Source organism: Enterobacter sp. CRENT-193, assembly GCF_002787395.1.
In the GTDB taxonomy this organism is placed as follows: domain Bacteria; phylum Pseudomonadota; class Gammaproteobacteria; order Enterobacterales; family Enterobacteriaceae; genus Enterobacter; species Enterobacter hormaechei_C.
Genome location: NZ_CP024812.1, coordinates 4,045,029 through 4,066,757, shown reverse-complemented (window position 1 = coordinate 4,066,757; position 21,729 = coordinate 4,045,029). Strand labels below are relative to the sequence as shown.

Below are 21,729 nucleotides of genomic sequence, written 5' to 3'. Positions count from 1 at the left end.
CCTGATGCCCTCACCCCGGCCCTCTCCCACAGGGAGAGGGGGGAAAACCATTAATCGCGTTTTTCCAGCAGGGTGCGATACAGCACGCCGCCCAGAATACCGCCGATAATTGGCATCACCCAGAATAGCCACAGCTGTTCAAGCGCCCAGCCGCCCTGGAAAATAGCCACCGCGGTGCTGCGCGCCGGGTTAACGGAGGTGTTGGTCACCGGGATGGAGATGAGGTGGATCAGCGTCAGCGCCAGACCAATAGCGATGGGGGCAAAGCCCGCAGGCGCGTATTTGTCCGTTGCGCCGTGGATCACCAACAGGAAACCTGCGGTGAGCACAATTTCAATCACGATAGCAGACAGCATTGAGTAGCCGCCTGGCGAGTGTTCGCCGAAGCCGTTCGACGCAAATCCGCTGGCCGCGGCGTCAAACCCGGCTTTTCCGCTGGCAATTACGTACAGCACCGCTGCGGCAATAATACCGCCAATAACCTGGGCAATAATATAGCCAATAATATCTTTCGCCGGGAAACGTCCGCCCGCCCATAAACCTAATGTGACGGCCGGGTTGAAATGACCGCCGGAAATATGCCCCACGGCGAATGCCATGGTTAATACAGTTAAACCGAATGCCAGCGCGACGCCGACAAAACCAATACCTAATTCCGGAAATGCGGCTGCCAGTACTGCGCTACCGCAGCCACCAAACACCAGCCAGAATGTGCCAAAGCATTCTGCCGCTAATTTTCTGAACATAACCACCTCAATAATAAACGTCCGCGCCCATTCCTGCGCGCGGGTTATATCGCCATAAAGGGATGACGACTCAAAGAGCCAGTATTTTGAAACCATCAACATCCCTTCGCCACTCAAATAAATTCACTAAATTTGATTTAAGGCAATGTGATGTCAATCCTTGTTCAGAACGGAGGTAATTAGAGCATAGCCCAATAATTAAGGGGGCGTATATTCTGCTGTCGTGACCCACAGCCTGCCGCTATACTGCTGATAACTTGAAGGAAAAAGTGGCCGAATTGCGGGGGATGTATGCTACTCGAACGTGTGGAGATTGTCGGGTTTCGCGGGATTAACCGCCTGTCGCTGCAACTGGAACAGAACAACGTCCTGATAGGCGAAAACGCCTGGGGTAAATCCAGCCTGCTGGATGCCCTGACGCTGCTGCTTTCGCCCGAAGAGAACTTGTACCACTTCGTTCATGATGACTTCTGGTTTCCGCCGGGGGATGTCAACGGGCGCGAGAAACACCTGCATATCATTCTGACCTTCCGCGAATCCGAGCCCGGTCGCTATCGCGTGCGTCGTTTTCGCCCTATGTCGGCCTGCTGGGTTCCCTGTGAAGATGGGTTCCAGCGTATTTTCTATCGCCTTGAGGGCGAAATGGCGCAAAACGACGGGGTATTAACCCTGCGTGAATTTCTTGATGAGAAGGGGAATCCGATCCCGCTCGATAATATTGACGAGCTTGCCCGACATCTTATCCGCCTCTCCCCCGTATTGCGCTTACGCGACGCGCGTTTTATGCGGCGGATCCGTAACGGCACCGTGCCGAATATGCCCGAGGTGGAAGTAACCGCCCGCGAACTGGATTTCCTCGCCCGTGAACTGGTCTCACGGCCGCAGAACCTCACCGACGGCCAGATCCGTCAGGGACTGTCTGCCATGGTACAACTGCTGGAGCACTACTTCTCCGAGCAGGGAACGGGGCAGGCGCGCCACCGTCTGATGCGTCGCCGCTCGCACGATGAACAACGAAGCTGGCGCTATCTCGATATTATCAACCGCATGATCGACCGCCCCGGCGGGCGCACGCATCGGGTGATCCTGCTGGGTTTATTCTCCACGCTTTTACAGGCGAAAGGGACGGTGCGCCTGGATCGGGACGCGCGCCCGCTGCTGCTGGTGGAAGATCCGGAAACGCGGCTCCACCCGATTATGCTTTCCGTGGCGTGGCATCTTCTTAATCTGCTGCCGTTGCAGCGAGTCACCACCACGAATTCCGGAGAGCTGCTCTCTCTGACGCCGGTAGAGTATGTCTGCCGCCTGGTGCGTGAATCGTCGCGGGTCACCGCCTACCGGCTCGGGCCCGGCGGGTTAAATGCCGAAGATGGCCGACGGATTGCGTTTCATATCCGTTTTAACCGTGCCTCTTCCCTGTTTGCTCGCTGCTGGTTGCTGGTGGAAGGGGAAACGGAAACCTGGGTGATAAACGAGCTGGCTCGCCAGTGCGGGCACCACTTTGATGCCGAAGGGATCAAAGTGATCGAATTTGCTCAGTCTGGCTTAAAACCGCTGATCAAATTTGCGCGCCGGATGGGGATAGAGTGGCACGTGCTGGTGGATGGCGATGAGGCGGGTAAAAAATATGCGGCGACCGTGCGCAGCCTGCTCAATAACGATCGTGAAGAGGAGCGGGAACATCTGACCGCGCTGCCTGCGATGGACATGGAGCACTTTATGTACCGTCAGGGATTTGACGACGTCTTTCACCGCGTGGCGATGATCCCGGTGGATGTACCCATGAACATGCGTCGGGTGATTGCCAAAGCTATCCATCGGTCGTCAAAACCGGATTTGGCCATTGAAGTCGCGACGGAAGCCGGCAGGCGAGGCGTGGAGTCGGTGCCCACGCTGCTGCGTAAAATGTTCTCCCGCGTCCTCTGGCTGGCTCGCGGGAGGGCCGATTAGCGGTCAGTCGCCTGCGAAACCTGTTGGATCAGGCTATCAAGCAGGGTATAGCGGCGGCGGTATTCGGACCGTTTTTTACTCGCAATCTCTTCCATCGGTTTGCGTGGCATGGTCAGTGGCAGGGCAAAGTTGCCGTTATCCTGCTGCTGTCCGCCAAGGGAGCGCCAGAAGCTGTCATAGTCAGCCAGCAATTTTCCCTCTTTTTTCTTGCGATAGCGCCAGCTGCGGTAGATGTGGGTGGCGTTACTCACCGCGAGGATCTGCTCGACCGGGAAGGCGCCTGCCAGCGTCATGACCGCTTCAACCAGCAGACGTTTTGGGAACAGTCCGTGACAGGCTTTGGTCGCCAGCTGAATGTGCTCGTGCGGGACATGCGCTTTCGCCCCCTGCATTCCGCCGATGAAGAGCGTTGTCTTGCCCTGGTATTTGCACAGCGTAAAGGTCAGCTCGGCCAGCACCGTGTTCTGGTGGTCGCAAAAAGTGAGGGTCGCTTCCCCTTCTTTGTCCAGAAACGCATCCGCGCTCAGGCGAACGCTAAACTGCTGTTCCTCTTTGCCCGTTAACGTCACCAGCGTGATGCCCTGGCTGGAGAGGTAGCCGTTGAGCAGCGACGCCGGAAGATGGCGGCTCATCATCTGATAGTGATCGTTCAATGCGTCCAGCGTATTCTGACGACCCATATTTACGGTCAGCCACGGCCGGTGCAGGCGGCACGGCAGGCCGGGCTGCACGCGCAGGATCTGCATCAGACGGGGCTGTTTTGCAAGGTTTCCGAGCAGGCGCGCAGTGGTGAACGGCGTTGCCAGCGAGCGCAACATAAACTTACGTCGATAGGCCGGATTTTGCCACGCCAGCCCCGGCGTGAGGGAACCCGATGTCAGGCTTTTAAACAGTTGCCAGCCCGATTTAGGCTGAGGCAGCGTTGAATAAGGTGTATCGACGATGGAAGACATGTTAGATCCTGCTTCTGGTGGAATATCGCTATTTCAGCAGGCGCTTTATCAACATCGGGTAAACAATTCCCGACGATTACGGGGATCGGGGGTTTCGTTGAGGAGTGGTTTAGATAAAATCAACGGTGATGATAGCCAGAACAACTATTTGGAATATTTATGAACCTGAAGGGAAAACGCAGAAAGCTGTTTCTGCTGCTGGCGGTAGTGGTGTTAGCGGGCGGATTCTGGTTATGGAAGGTACTGAACGCGCCGGTACCACAGTATCAAACGCTGATTGTTCGTCCGGGCGAGCTGCAACAAAACGTGCTGGCGACGGGGAAACTGGATGCCCTGCGTAAGGTTGACGTGGGCGCGCAGGTCAGCGGTCAGCTTAAAACCCTGTCAGTTGAGATTGGCGATAAGGTTAAAAAAGGCCAGCTGCTGGGCGTGATCGATCCTGAGCAGGCGCAAAACCAGATCCGCGAAGTGGAAGCGACGCTGATGGAGCTGCGCGCGCAGCGCGCGCAGGCTCAGGCGGAGCGTAATCTTGCTCAGGTCACCCTGACGCGCCAGCAGGCGCTGGCGAAAACGCAGGCCATCTCGAAACAGGATCTGGACACAGCCGCCACGGAGCTGGCGGTGAAGCAGGCGCAGATTGGCACCATCGATGCGCAAATCAAACGGAATCAGGCCTCGCTGGATACGGCGAAAACCAACCTCGATTACACGCAAATCGTTGCGCCAATGGCCGGGGAAGTGACGCAGATAACCACCCTGCAAGGCCAGACGGTCATCGCCGCGCAGCAGGCGCCAAACATCCTGACCCTGGCGGATATGAGCACCATGCTGGTAAAAGCCCAGGTATCCGAAGCGGACGTCATTCACCTTAAGCCGGGGCAGAAAGCCTGGTTTACGGTGCTGGGCGATCCACAAACCCGCTATGAGGGCGTGCTGAAAGATATCCTGCCGACGCCGGAAAAGGTCAACGACGCCATCTTCTACTACGCGCGTTTCGAGGTGCCAAACCCGCAGGGCGTGCTGCGTCTGGACATGACCGCCCAGGTGCATATCCAGCTGACCGGCGTGAAAAACGTGCTGACGGTTCCGCTCTCCGCGCTGGGCGAATCCGCCGGGGACAATCGCTACAAGGTGAAAGTGCTGCGCAACGGCGAAACCCGCGAGCGGGAAGTAGTGATTGGCGCGCGTAACGACACCGACGTGGTGGTGGTAAAAGGGCTGGAAGAGGGTGAGGAAGTGGTCACCAGCGAAACCCTGCCCGGAGCCGCGCAATGACGGCGCTGCTTGAGCTGAATGACATTCGTCGCAGCTATCCGTCCGGCGACGGGCCGGTGGAGGTGCTGAAGGGCATCTCCCTGCGCGTTGAAGCCGGTGAAATGGTGGCGATTGTCGGGGCGTCGGGCTCGGGTAAATCAACGCTGATGAACATTCTCGGCTGTCTGGATAAGCCCACCAGCGGCACCTATCGCGTGGCCGGGACGGATGTTTCCACCCTGGACGGCGACGCGCTGGCGAAGCTGCGTCGCGAGCATTTTGGCTTTATTTTTCAGCGTTACCATCTGCTTTCACACCTGAGCGCGGCGCAGAACGTGGAGGTGCCGGCGGTGTATGCGGGCGTCGAGCGCAAAAAACGCCTTGAACGCGCGAAGGCGCTGTTAACGCGTCTTGGGCTGGCGGAGCGTGTTGATTATCAGCCTTCGCAGCTTTCCGGCGGTCAGCAGCAGCGCGTGAGTATTGCCCGCGCGCTGATGAACGGCGGACAGGTGATCCTCGCCGATGAGCCAACCGGTGCGCTCGACAGCCATTCCGGTGAAGAGGTGATGGCGATCCTGCATCAACTGCGCGATCAGGGGCATACGGTGATTATCGTCACCCACGATCCGCAGGTGGCGGCGCAGGCGGAACGCATTATCGAGATCCACGACGGCGAGCTGGTCAGCAACCCGCCGCCGCGTCAGTCCAGAGCGGCGGCGGCGAAAGAAGCTTTGCCTGCGTCCACCGGCTGGGGCCAGTTTTCCAGCGGTTTCCGCGAGGCGCTGACCATGGCCTGGCTGGCGATGGCGGCCAACAAAATGCGCACTCTGCTGACCATGCTCGGCATCATTATCGGTATTGCCTCGGTGGTGTCGATTGTGGTGGTGGGCGATGCGGCGAAACAGCTGGTGCTGGCGGATATTCGGGCCATCGGGACTAACACCATCGACGTTTACCCCGGCAAAGATTTTGGCGACGACGAGCCGCAGTATCAGCAGGCGCTGAAATACGACGATCTGGCGGCTATTCAGAAGCAGCCGTGGGTGAACTCCGCCACGCCTGCCGTGTCGCAAAACCTGCGTCTGCGCTACGGCAACATCGACGTGGCGGCCAGTGCTAACGGCGTCAGCGGAGATTACTTCAACGTCTACGGCATGACCTTTAGCGAAGGGGCGACCTTCAACGCGGAGCAGCTGGCGGGCAGGGCGCAGGTGGTGGTGCTGGACGCGAACTCGCGCAGACAGCTTTTCCCCAATAAAACCCGTGTAGTGGGGGAAGTGATCCTGGTGGGTAACATGCCCGCCACGGTGATTGGTGTGGCGGAAGAGAAACAGTCCATGTTTGGCAGCAGCAAGATCCTGCGCGTCTGGCTGCCATACAGCACCATTTCCGGGCGCATTATGGGGCAGTCCTGGCTTAACTCCATTACCGTGCGAGTGAAGGAGGGCTACGACAGCGCGCTGGCGGAACAGCAGCTCGAGCGGCTGTTAACCCTGCGCCACGGGAAAAAGGATTTCTTCACCTGGAACATGGACGGCCTCTTGAAAACGGCGGAAAAGACCACACGTACTCTTCAGCTGTTCCTGACGCTGGTGGCGGTGATTTCGCTGGTCGTCGGCGGGATTGGGGTGATGAACATTATGCTGGTGTCGGTGACCGAACGTACGCGGGAGATAGGCATCCGCATGGCGGTCGGGGCCAGAGCCAGCGACGTGCTCCAGCAGTTTTTGATTGAAGCGGTGCTGGTGTGTCTGGTGGGAGGCGCGATGGGGATTGCGCTTTCGATGATGATCGCCTTCGCGCTCCAGCTCTTCTTACCGGGCTGGGAAATTGGCTTCTCGCCGATGGCGATCCTGACGGCGTTTTTATGTTCCACCTTCACCGGTATTCTTTTCGGCTGGCTGCCGGCGCGAAACGCGGCGCGGCTCGATCCGGTGGATGCGCTGGCGCGGGAATAGCCCGAAAATAAAAATGCCAGCCGATCGGGCTGGCATTTTGCCTGCGGGGTGTACACAATGAATCAGAGAGCTATGCAACCGTTTCTGCTTCAACGGGCACGATAAGACTGGCGTGATTGCCTTTTGGCCCCTGGTGTACATCGAACCGGACGGACTGCCCGGCTTTGAGCGTCCTGTAACCATCCATCTGAATGGTGGAATAGTGAGCGAAGATATCCTCGCCGCCGCCTTCGGGGCAAATGAAGCCAAACCCCTTGGCGTTGTTGAACCACTTAACAGTACCCATTTCCATGCTTCGACATCCTTCGTAAATCTTATAAATTAAGATGGAATGAACCGGTGGTGGAGTGGGGGCTGTTCAAAACCTCGCCAACTCACGCTTGTACAATTTAGAGAAACGGAAGAAGCCGTCAAGCGTTTGGCGCTGGAGTTGGGACAATAATCAACCAAAATTTGAGGCAGTTAACGCTATTGCAACAGTTTGTGACAGACATCGCGGATGACAGTAATAGATGATTGTTATCTAACATCTGAGGTAGATTCAAAGTGGTTATGCATCATGGGTAAGACCAACGATTGGCTGGATTTTGACCAGCTGGCGGAAGATAAAGTGCGCGACGCGCTAAAACCGCCATCTATGTATAAAGTTATGTTAATGAACGATGATTACACGCCAATGGAATTTGTTATTGACGTGCTACAAAAGTTCTTTTCTTATGATGTTGAACGTGCAACGCAACTGATGCTTACCGTTCATTATCGTGGCAAAGCGATCTGCGGCATCTTCACTGCCGAAGTCGCGGAAACCAAAGTAGCGATGGTGAACGACTATGCGAGGGAGAACGAGCATCCGTTGCTGTGTACGCTGGAAAAGGCCTGATAAGGCATAAAATTGGGGGAGGTGCCTATGCTCAATCAAGAACTGGAACTCAGTTTAAACATGGCTTTCGCCAGAGCGCGTGAGCACCGACATGAGTTTATGACCGTCGAGCACCTGCTGCTCGCACTGCTTAGCAACCCATCTGCCCGCGAAGCGCTGGAAGCCTGCTCCGTGGATCTGGTGGCGCTACGTCAGGAACTCGAAGCCTTCATCGAACAAACCACACCGGTGCTGCCAGCCAGTGAAGAAGAGCGCGACACGCAGCCGACGCTCAGCTTCCAGCGCGTGTTGCAGCGCGCGGTTTTCCACGTCCAGTCTTCCGGACGTAGCGAAGTGACTGGCGCCAATGTCTTAGTCGCCATCTTCAGCGAACAGGAGTCCCAGGCGGCCTACCTGCTGCGCAAACACGAAGTCAGCCGGCTCGACGTGGTTAACTTCATCTCTCACGGAACGCGAAAAGACGAGCCTAACCAGGCGTCGGATCCCAGCGGGCAGATCAACAACAGTGAAGAGCAAGCAGGCGGGGAGGATCGTATGGAAAACTTCACCACCAACCTTAACCAGCTTGCTCGCGTCGGCGGTATCGACCCGCTGATTGGCCGTGACAAAGAGCTGGAGCGTGCCATCCAGGTGCTGTGCCGTCGCCGTAAGAACAACCCGCTGCTGGTGGGGGAATCTGGCGTGGGTAAAACCGCGATTGCCGAGGGCCTTGCCTGGCGCATTGTGCAGGGCGACGTGCCGGAAGTGATTGCCGACTGCACCATCTACTCGCTCGACATCGGCTCGCTGCTGGCGGGCACCAAATATCGTGGTGATTTTGAAAAACGCTTCAAGGCGTTGTTAAAACAGCTTGAGCAGGACACCAACAGCATCCTGTTTATCGATGAGATCCACACCATTATCGGCGCAGGTGCGGCCTCCGGTGGCCAGGTGGATGCGGCTAACCTGATTAAACCGCTGCTCTCCAGCGGCAAGATCCGCGTGATGGGCTCCACGACATACCAGGAGTTTAGCAACATCTTTGAGAAGGATCGTGCGCTGGCGCGTCGTTTCCAGAAAATCGACGTTACCGAGCCGTCGGTTGACGAAACGGTGCAGATCATCAACGGCCTGAAAACGAAGTACGAAGCGCACCACGACGTGCGTTACACCGCGAAAGCGGTACGTGCGGCGGTGGAGCTGGCGGTGAAATACATCAACGATCGTCATCTGCCGGACAAAGCGATCGACGTGATTGATGAAGCGGGTGCGCGTGCGCGCCTGATGCCGGCCAGCAAGCGTAAGAAAACCGTGAACGTGGCGGATATCGAGTCCGTGGTCGCCCGAATCGCGCGTATTCCTGAGAAGAGCGTTTCTCAGAGCGATCGCGATACGCTGCGCACGCTCGGCAATCGCCTGAAAATGCTGGTCTTTGGTCAGGATAAAGCCATTGAGGCCTTAACCGAAGCGATCAAGATGGCCCGTGCTGGCCTGGGGCATGACCACAAGCCGGTTGGTTCCTTCCTGTTCGCCGGTCCGACCGGTGTGGGTAAAACCGAGGTAACGGTTCAGCTCTCCAAAGCGCTGGGCATTGAGCTGCTGCGCTTTGATATGTCCGAGTATATGGAGCGTCATACCGTCAGCCGTTTGATTGGTGCGCCTCCGGGATACGTGGGCTTTGACCAGGGCGGCCTGCTTACGGACGCAGTTATCAAGCATCCGCACGCGGTACTGCTGCTCGATGAAATCGAGAAAGCGCACCCGGACGTGTTCAACATCCTGTTGCAGGTGATGGACAACGGGACGCTGACCGATAACAACGGGCGCAAGGCCGATTTCCGCAACGTGGTGCTGGTGATGACCACCAACGCGGGCGTGCGGGAAACCGAGCGTAAATCCATCGGCCTGATCCACCAGGATAACAGCACCGATGCGATGGAAGAGATCAAGAAGATCTTCACGCCGGAGTTCCGTAACCGTCTGGACAACATTATCTGGTTCGATCACCTGTCTACCGAGGTGATCCATCAGGTGGTGGACAAGTTTATCGTCGAGTTGCAGGTTCAGCTGGATCAGAAAGGCGTGTCGCTGGAAGTGAGCCAGGAGGCCCGCAACTGGCTGGCTGAGAAAGGCTACGACCGTGCGATGGGCGCTCGTCCGATGGCGCGTGTGATTCAGGACAACCTGAAGAAACCGCTGGCGAACGAGCTGCTGTTTGGCTCGCTGGTGGACGGCGGCCAGGTAACGGTAGGGCTGGATCAGGCGAAGAACGAACTGACGTACGATTTCCAGAGTGCGGCGAAGCACAAGCCGGAAGCGGCTCACTGAGTGAATTGAACGTTAATGTTAAAAACCGGGCGAATGCCCGGTTTTTTTATGCCTGCTTTTCCCCCTCTCCCTGTGGGAGAGGGTTGGGGTGAGGGCAACAGACCGCAGAGGAATTTTGCGAAGCGCTTTCCAGTTTCGTACTACGTTGGTTGCTGGATAAATCTACAGTAATAAAATGGCGGCGCACCTGCAAAATCAGGTGTCGGGATTGGCGTCCTGATTACACACATATGGAAAGATGTTGCTAACGCAACATCATTGGTTTCGTTCACTCTTTTTTTAGCTGCGGTATAATCCGTATCTTCTATTATGGTGGACTGAACCGGGGCTTCTTTTGAAGCGCCGATTTTCCATATGGTCGGTACGCCAAACCGGTTCAGTCTGCCACCCGAAGTTGGCGTTTCTGGTGGTAGTTTTCAGCTTTTAATATGGAAATTATGAATATGGAAAACCAGTCTATCTCCCAGCTCTATAGCGAACTCTCCCTCAACCCCGATCTCCCAACCCTTGCCGAGCGCTGCAAACTGCTCACCGAAATCCTCCTCGACTGCAAATCACTTCCGCAAACGCAGCCCGTTTGCCGTTGCCTCGGAGCCTACCTGGAAGAGGTGAAATCCGGCCTCACAGAGTCAATGCGTGATTTTCAGGTGGTTGAATTTGAGGACGACGCGGAGCAACCGCGACAAAAAGAGTGGCTGCTGGAAGATACCGAAACGAAATGCGACTACTGCCGGGCGTTAAACCATGTGCTGCTGGTATCGCATGTTGACCGCGATAAGCTGCCGCACCTGACGGGACTGCTGCATGACATTACCCACGCAATAGCTGAAGATTTAATCGTACCTATGAACCCGTGCATGACTATACATCTGCCGACACAGCCACACTAAGACCATAAATAAAAAAGGCCGGGAATATCCCGACCTTTTAAATATTCATCTGCCATTACAGGCGAAAACAATTAGCGACTACGGAAGACAATGCGGCCTTTGCTCAGGTCGTACGGGGTCAGTTCAACAGTCACTTTGTCGCCCGTCAAAATGCGGATATAGTTTTTGCGCATTTTACCGGAGATGTGCGCAGTTACCACGTGACCGTTTTCCAGTTCTACGCGAAACATGGTATTAGGCAACGTATCAAGTACGGTACCCTGCATTTCAATATTGTCTTCTTTGGCCATCTAATCCTCTGGGGTATCACTACCAAGTTTTGAACCGGCAAGATAATGCCGAAATTCCTCAATTAAGTAAAGAATTGCGCGTTTAAAACGCAGCAAAACAGTCTCAGCGTATTGCCCAAGCGTCACGGTACAACCGAACGGAAAGCGCATTCGTAAAGGGGAGACGACAGGATAAACGTCAGGACGTTATCTGAAGCGAGGGTCCCAAACGGCGGCGGGGCAACAGGCAGAAGCTACTCTGCGGCATAATTATAACACCCTCATAAAAAATATGCGGAAAACATTTAGGCATTGGGCATAAAGAGCGCTCTGGGAACCCAAAAATCGCGTGGAAGGGTCTCTTTTCGGCATTGTTCAATATGTTCGATATAGTGTCGGCGGGAGATTTCAACGGCGCCGAGCGAGGCGGTGTGCTCATTCAGCACCTGACAATCCATCAGCCGTCCGCCACGTCGGGCAAATTCCTCGCTAAACACCAGCAGCGCGGTTTTTGACGCATTCGTGGCACGGGAGAACATCGACTCACCGCAGAACAGCGTGCCCTGCGCCACGCCGTACATTCCGCCGACGAGGTTATCCTCTTTCCATACTTCAATAGAGTGCGCGTAGCCCAGCTCATGAAGCTGGTGGTAGGCGATAATGATATCGCGGGTTATCCAGGTGCCTTCATGACGATCTTCAGCGCAGCCTTCGATAACCTGGCCGAAGGCGTGATTGAGCGTGACGCGAAAGGGTGATTTTGCATGAAACCGCTTCATGCTGCGGCTCAGGTGAAACTGCCCAGGCCACAGCACGGCTCGCGGGTCGGGAGACCACCATAAGATCGGGTCGCCAGGCGAAAACCAAGGGAAGATGCCGCGCTGGTAAGCCATTAAGAGCCGTGCCGGGCTGAGATCGCCGCCCAGAGCCAGCAAGCCGTTAGGTTCACGCAGCGCCCCCTCCGGTGAAGGGAACGCAATATTATGGCGAGAAAGCTGCACCAGGCGCATGACAACAGAACTCCAGTACGCGAGAGAGGACGCTACAAATATAGTCTACAGGCGCTGTTTAAACTGGTAGTAGCGACCCTGTTTTGCCAGCAGCTCTGCGTGACTACCTTGCTCAATTATGTGTCCGTTGTCCATCACAATTATCTGATCGAAATTCACCAGCCCGCGCAGACGGTGCGTGACCATCAGTACGGTTTTACCTTTCATCACATTCGCCAGTAAATCAAGGATTTGGCTCTCTGTCGTGGCATCCAGTCCTTCTGTCGGTTCATCCAGCAGCATCAGCGGCGCATCGTGCAGCAGCGCACGCGCAATGGCCAGACGACGCAGTTCGCCGCCGGAAAGCTGTCGACCCCCTTCACCCAGCCAGCTGTTCAACCCGTCGTCTTCAAGCAGCTTGTGCAGCCCAACCTGCTCCAGCATTGCCCGCAGCGTATCGTCGGAGGCGTCTGGTGCCGCCAGAAGAAGATTATCGCGCAGCGTAGCGCTGAACAGATGCACCCGCTGGGGCACGACGCTGACCGTTTTACGCAAGGCCGCTTCGCTAAAACCAGACAGCGGAACGTCGTTAAACCGAATCTCGCCCTGCTGTGGGTCCCACGCGCGCGTGAGAAGTTGCAGAAGTGTCGATTTCCCACATCCCGTACGGCCAAGGATCGCAATGCGCTGCCCGGCATCAACAGATAGAGTGATGTCTTCCAGCGCGTTTTGCGCCTGCTTGTCGTAGGCGAAAGTAACATTGCTGAGCGTCAGCGCGACCTGCTCCGGCACAGCGGTTTGACCGGCGCTGAACTTCACTTCCGGCTCCTGCTCGGCAATATCCGTAATGCGCAGCGCAGAGGCAATCACCTGGCCGAGATGCTGAAAGGCGCCCGTGACCGGGGCTAAGGCTTCAAAGGCTGCCAGGGCACAGAAAACAAACAGCGCAATCAGCGGGCCAGGCTGCGCGTTACCGCCCACGCCACCGGAGGCCATCCAGAGCATGGCGATTACGGCAATCCCACCAATTAACATCATCAGCGCCTGGGAGAACGCGGTCAGTTCAGACTGGCGACGCTGGGCTTCATGCCAGTTCAGCTCCGTATTTTCCATGCGGGCGCGGTAGCGCTTGCTGGCGCCAAAAAGGGTAAGCTCGGCCTGTCCCTGCAACCAGGCGGTGAGCTGCTGGCGATATTCTCCACGCAGGCGCGTCAGGTTTTCCCCGGTGGTTTTACCTGCACGATAAAACAGGGGCGGCAGAATAATCAGCGTCATCAGCATGATGCCGCCGAGCGTCAGTGCGATGGGAACATCCAGGAAACTCAACCCCAGCGTCACCACGACAATCACCACAAACGCGCCCACCATGGGTGAAATGACGCGCAAATAGAGGTGATCCAGCGTATCCACATCCGCGACCACGCGGTTGAGTAATTCGCCCTGTCGAAAACGTGCCAGCCCGGCAGGGGAGAGGGGCAGCAGTTTGCTGAACGTATAAATACGCAGGTGTTGCAGCACGCGGAAGGTCGCGTCGTGGCTGACCAGACGCTCGAAGTAGCGCCCGGCAGTTCGCGTAATCGCCGTGCCGCGCACCCCGGCGGCAGGCAGCATGTAGTTAAAGCTGTACAGTCCGGCAAAGCCTGCGGCCGCAGACGCGGAGAGGAACCAGCCGGAAAGCGTAAGCAGGCCGATGCTGGCGAGCAGCGTGACGATCGCCAGCACGATCCCGAGCGTCAGCATCCATTTGTGGCGTTTATACAGTGCAAGATACGGAAGCAGGGCGCGCATCAGATATCCTCCTGACGGTTCGCCAGCAGGGTCGCAAACGGCCCCTGCGCGGTAACAAGCGCGGCGTAATAGCCTTGCTCAACAATGTGTCCGTTTTCCATCACCCAGATCTGATCCCAGTCGGCAATACCTTCCAGCTGGTGAGTCACCATCAGGGTGGTTTGCTGGCGTGAGGCTGCGTTAAGCGCATCCATCACGCGCTGCTCGCTATGAGCGTCCAGGCTGGCGGCGGGTTCGTCCAGCAGCATTAGCGAAGAGGGGTTCAGCAGCGCACGGGCAACCGCGACGCGCTGTGCCTGGCCTACTGACAGCCCGGCAGACTGATCGCCAATGACGGTATCGATACCCTGCGCAAGCAGCGGCAGAAACTCGCTGACCCAGGCGCGGTCGAGGACCGATTGCAGCTCATCGTCACGCGCATCCGGGCGTGCCAGCAGCACATTCTCGCGAAGCGTCGGAGCTGGCAGCTGCGGGTTTTGCCCCACCCAGCTTAGCTGTTTACGCCAGGCATCAGGATCGAGCTCGCGCAGCTCCGTTTTGTTGATACGCAGCGATCCGGTGTACGCCATAAAACCTGAAAGCGCATTCAACAATGAGCTTTTACCTGAGCCGCTGGTACCCACCAGCACCACACGTTGCCCGGCAGGCAGGGTAAAGTTCAGCGGACCGGCCAGTACTTTGCCTTCAGGCGACAGAACAGAAAAATCCTGTGCTTCAATGGTCACCGGATCGTTCGTATTCAGCGTTACCTCACCACGCTCCGGATGCGCCAGCGGCGTTTCCATGAAGGTTTTCAGGCTGTCGGCAGCACCCACCGCCTGCGCTTTGGCATGGTAAAAGGTGCCGAGATCGCGAAGCGGCTGGAAAAATTCCGGGGCCAGGATCAGCGCCAGGAACCCAGCGGAAAGCGTAACCGCCGTACCGTAGTGACCAAAGTCCAGCGCGCCGAGGTAGGAGAAACCAAAGTAAACCGCCACCAGCGCAATCGACAGGGAGGTGAAAAATTCAAGTACGCCAGAAGAGAGAAAGGCCATGCGCAACACTTCCATGGTGCGCTGACGAAAATCCTGCGACGCCAGGCGAATGTTTTCGGTTTCCGCTTCACCACGACCAAAGATCCGCAGGGTTTCCATGCCGCGCAGCCGGTCCAGGAAATGGCCGCTTAACCGACCCAGCGCCAGGAAGTTGCGGCGGTTAGCATCAGCCGCGCCCATGCCGACCATCGCCATAAACAGCGGGATCAGCGGGGCGGTCCCCAGCAGGATCAGCGCCGCCACCCAGTTAACCGGGAAGATGGCGATAACAATCATCAGAGGCACAAACACCGCCAGCGCCATCTGCGGAAGATAACGCGCGTAGTAATCGTGCATATCGTCGATTTGCTCAAGGATCAGCGTCGCCCAGCTACCGGCCGGCTTGCCCTGGATCCACGCAGGCCCGGCTTCTGAAAGCCGATCGAGCACCTTGCGGCGGATCTCATAGCGGATGTGCTGCCCGGCATGGAACCCAACCCGCTCGCGCAGCCAGACCACCCACGCACGCAGAACGAAAACCAGCACCAGAACGATAAACGGCAACAGCAGCGCTTCGCGCGGGATGTTCTCCATGATCATATGGTTGAGAATGCGGGCCAGCAGCCATGCCTGGGCAACAATCAACAGACCGCTGATAAATCCCAGAACGCGGGAAATCATAAGCCAGCGGCGGGACAGAACGCTTTGCTGTTTCAGCCAGCGGGTTAACTCTTGTTGACGGGTTTTTTCCATTGCGTACTTTGCAGGTGACGTTATAAGAAATTTGACATCTGCATGTTACACGTGAGCAAAAATAAAGGCGACCAGTGGCCGCCTTTATTTACGTTTGTTACTGACTTGTAAAGATTATTTACCTTGTTCAGCCAGCCCGTCCAGATAGCGTTCTGCGTCCAGCGCGGCCATACAGCCGGTGCCCGCAGAGGTGATCGCCTGACGATAAATATGGTCCATCACGTCACCAGCTGCGAAGACACCCGGAACGCTGGTCTGGGTGGCGTTGCCGTGAATGCCAGACTGCACTTTAATGTAGCCGTTCTCCAGCTCCAGCTGGCCTTCAAAGATAGCCGTGTTCGGGCTGTGACCGATTGCCACAAACAGGCCTGCCACTTCCAGCGTTTCGACGTTATCGGTGTTCTGGGTATCACGGATACGCAGTCCCGCGACGCCCATCTGATCGCCAGTTACTTCTTCCAGCGTACGGTTGGTATGCAGCACAATGTTACCGCTCGCCACTTTGTCCATCAGGCGTTTGATCAGGATCTTCTCCGCGCGGAAGGTGTCGCGACGGTGGATCAGGTGTACTTCTGAGGCAATATTTGCCAGATACAGCGCTTCTTCCACAGCGGTGTTGCCGCCGCCGATCACCGCAACTTTCTGGTTGCGATAGAAGAAACCGTCGCAGGTCGCGCAGGCTGACACGCCGCGGCCTTTGAACGCTTCTTCAGACGGCAGACCGAGATAGCGGGCAGAGGCGCCGGTGGCGATGATCAGCGCATCGCAGGTGTATTCGCCGCTGTCACCCGTCAGGCGGAACGGACGGTTCTGCAAATCCACTTTATTGATGTGGTCGAACAGGATTTCGGTTTCGAATTTGGCGGCATGCTCGTGCATGCGCTCCATCAGCAGCGGCCCGGTCAGGTCGTTCGGGTCGCCCGGCCAGTTTTCCACTTCCGTGGTGGTGGTCAACTGACCGCCTTTTTCCATCCCGGTGATCAGTACCGGTTGCAGGTTAGCGCGTGCAGCATAGACCGCTGCGGTATAACCCGCAGGTCCAGATCCAAGGATTAGCAGCTTACTGTGTTTGGTCGTGCCCATGAGATCCCCATTGTTGTTGGCAGGCAATGGGCTGGATTGTAGGGAATTTGTTGCCGTAAAAAAAGAGCACGACAGTTTTGCTTCCGATATATGCAATAGACGCGCCCTATGGGTCAGAGGCGGTCACATCACGTCTGCTACTGAAAACAGCGCGTTTATAAGGCAATAAAATGAGGATTAATACCCCTCCGTAATGAATATCCGGCATCTTGTACTAAAAATCGATGTTTTGCTTTGACAATCCCCTGCGCTTTTGCGAAAACATTCAAGGAAGAAAAAAAGACGCACGAACTGCATGCCGCATAGACATGCACGGAAATGCCATTTTTACCGGGTCAGTGAAATCTACGCATGGTGTGGACAGACGCCATACGTGATGTCTGTGACTGCTTTCGGGCAACGGTCTTCTTACCGCAGAACCCGAATCCACATCGCGTCTAATACATAACCAGGCGATGTGATGAATAACGGGTACAGGCTCTGAACAGTGATGTGCACAGGGTCCAGGCAGGAGTAGGGAAGGAATACAGAGAGACAATAATAATGGTAGATAGCAAGAAGCGCCCTGGCAAAGATCTCGACCGTATCGATCGTAACATTCTTAATGAATTGCAAAAGGATGGGCGTATTTCCAACGTCGAGCTTTCAAAACGTGTGGGACTTTCCCCGACGCCGTGCCTTGAGCGTGTGCGTCGACTGGAAAGACAGGGTTTTATTCAGGGCTATACGGCTCTGCTGAACCCGCATTATCTGGATGCCTCACTTCTGGTATTTGTTGAGATTACTCTGAATCGTGGTGCACCAGATGTGTTTGAGCAATTTAACGCCGCTGTACAAAAACTTGAAGAAATTCAAGAGTGTCATCTGGTTTCCGGTGATTTTGACTACCTGTTAAAAACCCGTGTGCCTGATATGTCCGCCTACCGTAAGCTGCTGGGGGAAACCCTGCTGCGTCTGCCAGGCGTGAACGACACCCGTACTTATGTGGTGATGGAAGAGGTCAAACAGAGCAATCGTCTGGTTATTAAGACGCGCTAACACGGAACAGGTGCAAAATCAGTGTAGTTTGATTACACTCCTGTTAATCCATACAGCAACAGTGCCGGGGAGTCCCGGCGCTGTTGTCCGTTTTAGCACACAGGCAGGACATGCCTGATACCTGGAGAGCCTTTCTTGAGCCAGGAATACACTGAAGACAAAGAAGTCACATTATCTAAGCTAAGCAGCGGACGTCGTCTCCTTGAGGCGTTACTGATTGTTATTGCCCTTTTTGCCGTCTGGCTGATGGCTGCCTTACTCAGTTTCAACCCCTCAGATCCCAGCTGGTCGCAAACCGCATGGCATGAGCCTATCCATAATTTGGGTGGCGTTCCCGGCGCCTGGCTTGCGGACACGCTCTTCTTCATTTTCGGTGTGATGGCCTATACCCTTCCCGTCATCATTATTGGCGGATGCTGGTTTGCCTGGCGTCATCGACAGAACGACGACTACATCGATTATTTTGCCGTTTCGCTGCGCCTGATTGGCGCCCTGGCGCTGATCCTCACCTCCTGCGGACTGGCGGCGATCAATGCCGATGACATCTGGTATTTCGCCTCCGGCGGTGTGATTGGCAGCCTGTTGAGCTCCGCGCTGCAACCGATGCTTCACAGCAGCGGCGGCACGCTGGCGCTGCTCTGCATCTGGGCGGCGGGCCTGACGCTGTTTACCGGCTGGTCCTGGGTGAGCATTGCCGAAAAAATCGGCAGCTTTATTCTGACTCTGCTGACGTTTGCCAGCAATCGTACCCGTCGTGATGATACGTGGGTCGATGAAGACGAATATGAAGATGAATACGAAGAGGAAGACGAGGCACCTGTGCAGCGTCGTGAATCCCGCCGTGCCCGTATTCTGCGCGGTGCTCTGGCACGCCGCCAGCGCGTTGCTGAAAAATTCGCTAACCCGTTAGGCCGTAAAACGGATGCCGCGCTTTTCTCCGGCAAACGTATGGATGAAGACGAGCAGATTGAGTATCGCGGTGCGGCCGTCGATCCTGATGATGTGTTGTTCTCTGGTCATCGAGCTACGCCGGGTGAGTATGACGAATACGATCCGCTGTTGCATGGTCATTCCGTGACTGAACCGGTAGCCGCTGCTGCCGCCGCAACGACGGCTGCGCAGGCCCATGTTGCGCCTGTTGAAGCCGTGATGCCGTCCTCGCCTGTTCCGGCACCGGAGTCCGCGATCCAGCAACCGCAGGTGGACTGGCAGACTGCGCCTGGCGTCCATACGCCTGAACCGACCATTGCGCCGGAGCTTGAAAGCTATATTCCTGTGCAGCAGGAACAGTGTCAGCAATCGTATCATCCGTCTGAGCCTGCCAGCGAGCCGCAACAGCCGTATCAGGCTTATACGCCCGAACCCGCTGTGCCTGAACAGCCATATGTTGCGCCGGTGTCTGAACCCGAAGTGGTGGAGGAAGCGAAGCCATCCCGTCCGCCATTGTACTATTTTGAAGAAGTGGAAGAGCGCCGTGCCCGTGAGCGCGAGCAGCTTGCCGCCTGGTATCAGCCCGTGCCTGAGCCGGTGCAGGAGCCTGTTGTAAAAGCGCCTTCTGCGAGCGTTGCACCTGTAGACCCAGCGCCAGCCGTTGCGTCAGGAGCAGAAACCGTGAAGCAGGCAACGGCAGCCGCTGCCGCGTCCGCTCCGCTATTCAGCCCGGCAACCGACGGTGCGCCGCGTCCTCAGGTGAAAGAGGGCATTGGTCCACAATTGCCGCGCCCTAATCGCGTGCGCGTACCTACGCGCCGGGAGCTGGCCTCTTATGGCATTAAACTGCCTTCTCAGCGTATGGCCGAAGAGAAAGCCCGTGAATCCGACTACGAAGATGATGCCGACGAACTGCATCAGGATGAGCTGGCGCGTCAGTTTGCTGCCCAACAGACTCAACGCTACGGGAATGAGTACCAACACGATGTTCATTCTCAGCAGGATGAAGATGATGCTGCCGAAGCGGAATTAGCGCGTCAGTTTGCCGCCACGCAACAGCAACGTTATTCCGGTGAGCAGCCTTCGGGGGCAAATCCGTTCTCGCTCTCGGACTTTGAATTTTCACCGATGAAAGATCTGGTGGATGACGGTCCGAGCGAACCGCTGTTCACGCCGAGCGTGATGCCGGAAGCGGAACCGGTGCGTCAGGCGCCAGCGCCACAGGTTAATGCGCAGCCACCACAGCCAGCGTCGCAGGCTTATGCGCAGCCGCATACACCACCGGCCCAACCGCCGCAGCCGCAGTTCCAGCAGCCAGCACCACAGCCGCAGGAAAGCCTGATTCACCCGCTGCTGATGCGTAACGGAGACAGCCGTCCGCTGCAACGACCAAGTACGCCGCTGCCGTCGCTGGATCTGTTAACGCCGCCGCCAGCGGAAGTCGAGCCGGTGGATACCTTTGCCCTTGAACAGATGGCCCGTCTGGTGGAAGCGCGTCTGGCTGACTTCCGTATTAAAGCGGACGTGGTGAACTACTCACCTGGCCCGGTGATCACCCGTTTCGAACTGAATCTGGCGCCAGGCGTAAAAGCGGCACGTATTTCTAACCTGTCCCGTGACCTGGCGCGTTCTCTGTCGACCGTGGCGGTACGCGTGGTGGAGGTGATCCCAGGTAAGCCTTACGTTGGCCTTGAGCTGCCAAACAAGAAACGCCAGACCGTTTATCTGCGTGAAGTTCTGGATAACACCAAATTCCGCGACAACCCGTCCCCGCTGACCGTGGTGCTGGGTAAAGATATCGCCGGCGATCCGGTGGTTGCCGATCTCGCGAAGATGCCGCATCTGCTGGTTGCGGGTACCACCGGATCCGGTAAATCGGTCGGGGTGAACGCCATGATCCTCAGTATGCTCTACAAAGCGCAGCCTGAAGATGTGCGTTTCATCATGATCGACCCGAAAATGCTTGAACTGTCCGTCTACGAAGGCATTCCGCACCTGTTAACGGAAGTTGTGACCGACATGAAGGACGCCGCCAACGCATTGCGCTGGAGCGTCAATGAAATGGAGCGTCGCTACAAGCTGATGTCGGCGCTGGGCGTGCGTAACCTGGCCGGTTATAACGAGAAAATCGCCGAGGCGGCGCGTATGGGCCGTCCGATTCCGGACCCATACTGGAAGCCGGGTGACAGCATGGATGCCCAGCATCCGGTGCTGGAAAAACTGCCTTACATCGTGGTGCTGGTGGATGAATTTGCCGACCTGATGATGACCGTTGGTAAGAAAGTGGAAGAGCTGATTGCGCGTCTGGCACAGAAAGCGCGTGCGGCGGGCATCCACCTGGTACTGGCAACGCAGCGTCCGTCCGTAGACGTTATCACCGGTCTTATTAAGGCAAACATCCCGACCCGTATCGCGTTTACCGTGTCGAGTAAAATTGACTCGCGTACTATCCTTGACCAGGGCGGTGCAGAGTCGCTGCTGGGAATGGGTGATATGCTCTATTCCGGCCCGAACTCCACCTCGCCGGTGCGTGTCCACGGTGCGTTTGTTCGCGACCAGGAAGTGCATGCGGTGGTACAGGACTGGAAAGCGCGCGGGCGGCCGCAATACGTTGACGGCATCACCTCCGACAGTGAAAGCGAAGGTGGCGGCGGTGGTTTTGACGGCGGCGAAGAACTGGATCCGTTATTTGACCAAGCGGTTAATTTCGTCACCGAAAAACGTAAGGCGTCCATCTCCGGCGTCCAGCGCCAGTTCCGTATCGGCTACAACCGCGCGGCGCGTATTATCGAGCAGATGGAAGCCCAGGGTATTGTGAGCGAACAGGGGCATAACGGTAACCGAGAGGTGCTGGCACCACCGCCTTTTGATTAACCTTCAGCGATTGCAAAGAAGGGTAAATCAGCAAAAATTAAGCATATTCTTCTG

General features: G+C 56.5%; 16 protein-coding genes. 8 read left to right on the top strand and 8 right to left on the bottom strand.

From position 1 onward, the window contains the following. Window positions 1-50: 50 nt before the first annotated feature. The gene (gene aqpZ / locus CU081_RS20330) at window positions 51-746 is read right to left on the bottom strand and encodes an aquaporin Z (RefSeq protein ID WP_026080729.1); all 696 of its coding nucleotides are present in this window, start codon (window positions 744-746) and stop codon (window positions 51-53) included. A 291-nt stretch (window positions 747-1,037) separates the two neighbouring features. On the opposite strand from aqpZ, the gene CU081_RS20325 reads away from it, so the two are divergent. Further along, window positions 1,038-2,696 (top strand): ATP-dependent endonuclease, encoded by a 1,659-nt coding sequence (locus CU081_RS20325; protein WP_022650713.1) that lies wholly within the window; start codon window positions 1,038-1,040, stop codon window positions 2,694-2,696. Here the strand turns inward: CU081_RS20325 and CU081_RS20320 are convergent. Next, a complete protein-coding gene (locus CU081_RS20320; RefSeq protein ID WP_022650714.1) occupies window positions 2,693-3,649 on the bottom strand; it encodes a VirK/YbjX family protein in 957 nt (318 codons plus the stop codon). The genes CU081_RS20325 and CU081_RS20320 overlap by 4 nt on opposite strands. Before the next feature lie 159 nt (window positions 3,650-3,808). Here CU081_RS20320 and macA point away from each other — a divergent pair, with 159 nt between their 5' ends. Both macA and macB read left to right on the top strand, forming a co-directional pair. Further along, window positions 3,809-4,924, top strand: coding sequence for a macrolide transporter subunit MacA (gene macA, locus CU081_RS20315; protein ID WP_017384842.1), 1,116 nt, complete (start codon window positions 3,809-3,811; stop codon window positions 4,922-4,924). Beyond that, window positions 4,921-6,861, top strand: a complete 1,941-nt coding sequence (gene macB / locus CU081_RS20310) for a macrolide ABC transporter ATP-binding protein/permease MacB (protein WP_022650715.1) — start codon at window positions 4,921-4,923, stop codon at window positions 6,859-6,861. The genes macA and macB overlap by 4 nt, the downstream gene beginning before the upstream one ends. Before the next feature lie 70 nt (window positions 6,862-6,931). On the opposite strand, the gene cspD is transcribed toward macB, so the two are convergent. After that, the gene (gene cspD / locus CU081_RS20305; RefSeq protein WP_006809408.1) at window positions 6,932-7,153 is read right to left on the bottom strand and encodes a cold shock-like protein CspD; all 222 of its coding nucleotides are present in this window, start codon (window positions 7,151-7,153) and stop codon (window positions 6,932-6,934) included. A 267-nt stretch (window positions 7,154-7,420) separates the two neighbouring features. Here cspD and clpS point away from each other — a divergent pair, with 267 nt between their 5' ends. The 3 genes from clpS to CU081_RS20290 all read left to right on the top strand — a co-directional run bounded on the left by clpS (window position 7,421) and on the right by CU081_RS20290 (window position 10,938). Further along, window positions 7,421-7,741 (top strand): ATP-dependent Clp protease adapter ClpS, encoded by a 321-nt coding sequence (gene clpS, locus CU081_RS20300; RefSeq protein ID WP_006174393.1) that lies wholly within the window; start codon window positions 7,421-7,423, stop codon window positions 7,739-7,741. Window positions 7,742-7,768: 27 nt separating this feature from the next. Beyond that, the gene (clpA, locus tag CU081_RS20295; RefSeq protein WP_022650716.1) at window positions 7,769-10,048 is read left to right on the top strand and encodes an ATP-dependent Clp protease ATP-binding subunit ClpA; all 2,280 of its coding nucleotides are present in this window, start codon (window positions 7,769-7,771) and stop codon (window positions 10,046-10,048) included. Window positions 10,049-10,485: 437 nt separating this feature from the next. Then, on the top strand, window positions 10,486-10,938 hold the full coding sequence (locus tag CU081_RS20290; protein ID WP_032645852.1) for a hypothetical protein: 453 nt from the start codon (window positions 10,486-10,488) through the stop codon (window positions 10,936-10,938). A gap of 71 nt (window positions 10,939-11,009) precedes the next feature. On the opposite strand, the gene infA is transcribed toward CU081_RS20290, so the two are convergent. From infA to trxB, 5 genes are all read right to left on the bottom strand, one after another. After that, complete coding sequence (gene infA / locus CU081_RS20285) at window positions 11,010-11,228, bottom strand: translation initiation factor IF-1 (protein ID WP_002211347.1); 219 nt, start codon at window positions 11,226-11,228, stop codon at window positions 11,010-11,012. Between the two features lie 284 nt (window positions 11,229-11,512). Then, window positions 11,513-12,217 carry a leucyl/phenylalanyl-tRNA--protein transferase gene (gene aat, locus CU081_RS20280; protein ID WP_003858309.1) on the bottom strand — a complete coding sequence of 235 codons (705 nt, stop codon included), beginning with the start codon at window positions 12,215-12,217 and terminating at the stop codon, window positions 11,513-11,515. A gap of 45 nt (window positions 12,218-12,262) precedes the next feature. After that, on the bottom strand, window positions 12,263-13,984 hold the full coding sequence (cydC, locus tag CU081_RS20275; RefSeq protein WP_003858307.1) for a heme ABC transporter ATP-binding protein/permease CydC: 1,722 nt from the start codon (window positions 13,982-13,984) through the stop codon (window positions 12,263-12,265). Continuing rightward, window positions 13,984-15,750: a heme ABC transporter permease/ATP-binding protein CydD gene (gene cydD / locus CU081_RS20270; protein WP_022650718.1), complete on the bottom strand. Its 1,767-nt coding sequence runs from the start codon at window positions 15,748-15,750 to the stop codon at window positions 13,984-13,986. The genes cydC and cydD overlap by 1 nt, the downstream gene beginning before the upstream one ends. A gap of 114 nt (window positions 15,751-15,864) precedes the next feature. Continuing rightward, window positions 15,865-16,833, bottom strand: coding sequence for a thioredoxin-disulfide reductase (gene trxB, locus CU081_RS20265; protein ID WP_003858303.1), 969 nt, complete (start codon window positions 16,831-16,833; stop codon window positions 15,865-15,867). A gap of 543 nt (window positions 16,834-17,376) precedes the next feature. On the opposite strand from trxB, the gene lrp reads away from it, so the two are divergent. Then, a complete protein-coding gene (lrp, locus tag CU081_RS20255) occupies window positions 17,377-17,871 on the top strand; it encodes a leucine-responsive transcriptional regulator Lrp (RefSeq protein ID WP_000228469.1) in 495 nt (164 codons plus the stop codon). 135 nt (window positions 17,872-18,006) lie between these two features. Then, complete coding sequence (locus CU081_RS20250) at window positions 18,007-21,675, top strand: DNA translocase FtsK 4TM domain-containing protein (RefSeq protein ID WP_003858273.1); 3,669 nt, start codon at window positions 18,007-18,009, stop codon at window positions 21,673-21,675. Window positions 21,676-21,729 lie beyond the last annotated feature (54 nt).

What these genes read in the sequence shown, in the direction of transcription:
- clpS (WP_006174393.1), top strand. Translation starts at nt 7,421, where the DNA reads ATGGGTAAGACCAACGATTGGCTGGATTTTGACCAGCTGGCGGAAGAT.
- CU081_RS20325 (WP_022650713.1), top strand. Translation starts at nt 1,038, where the DNA reads ATGCTACTCGAACGTGTGGAGATTGTCGGGTTTCGCGGGATTAACCGC.
- aat (WP_003858309.1), bottom strand. Translation starts at nt 12,217, where the DNA reads ATGCGCCTGGTGCAGCTTTCTCGCCATAATATTGCGTTCCCTTCACCG.
- clpA (WP_022650716.1), top strand. Translation starts at nt 7,769, where the DNA reads ATGCTCAATCAAGAACTGGAACTCAGTTTAAACATGGCTTTCGCCAGA.
- trxB (WP_003858303.1), bottom strand. Translation starts at nt 16,833, where the DNA reads ATGGGCACGACCAAACACAGTAAGCTGCTAATCCTTGGATCTGGACCT.
- lrp (WP_000228469.1), top strand. Translation starts at nt 17,377, where the DNA reads ATGGTAGATAGCAAGAAGCGCCCTGGCAAAGATCTCGACCGTATCGAT.
- cydC (WP_003858307.1), bottom strand. Translation starts at nt 13,984, where the DNA reads ATGCGCGCCCTGCTTCCGTATCTTGCACTGTATAAACGCCACAAATGG.
- CU081_RS20290 (WP_032645852.1), top strand. Translation starts at nt 10,486, where the DNA reads ATGAATATGGAAAACCAGTCTATCTCCCAGCTCTATAGCGAACTCTCC.
- macB (WP_022650715.1), top strand. Translation starts at nt 4,921, where the DNA reads ATGACGGCGCTGCTTGAGCTGAATGACATTCGTCGCAGCTATCCGTCC.
- aqpZ (WP_026080729.1), bottom strand. Translation starts at nt 746, where the DNA reads ATGTTCAGAAAATTAGCGGCAGAATGCTTTGGCACATTCTGGCTGGTG.
- cspD (WP_006809408.1), bottom strand. Translation starts at nt 7,153, where the DNA reads ATGGAAATGGGTACTGTTAAGTGGTTCAACAACGCCAAGGGGTTTGGC.
- cydD (WP_022650718.1), bottom strand. Translation starts at nt 15,750, where the DNA reads ATGGAAAAAACCCGTCAACAAGAGTTAACCCGCTGGCTGAAACAGCAA.
- infA (WP_002211347.1), bottom strand. Translation starts at nt 11,228, where the DNA reads ATGGCCAAAGAAGACAATATTGAAATGCAGGGTACCGTACTTGATACG.
- macA (WP_017384842.1), top strand. Translation starts at nt 3,809, where the DNA reads ATGAACCTGAAGGGAAAACGCAGAAAGCTGTTTCTGCTGCTGGCGGTA.
- CU081_RS20320 (WP_022650714.1), bottom strand. Translation starts at nt 3,649, where the DNA reads ATGTCTTCCATCGTCGATACACCTTATTCAACGCTGCCTCAGCCTAAA.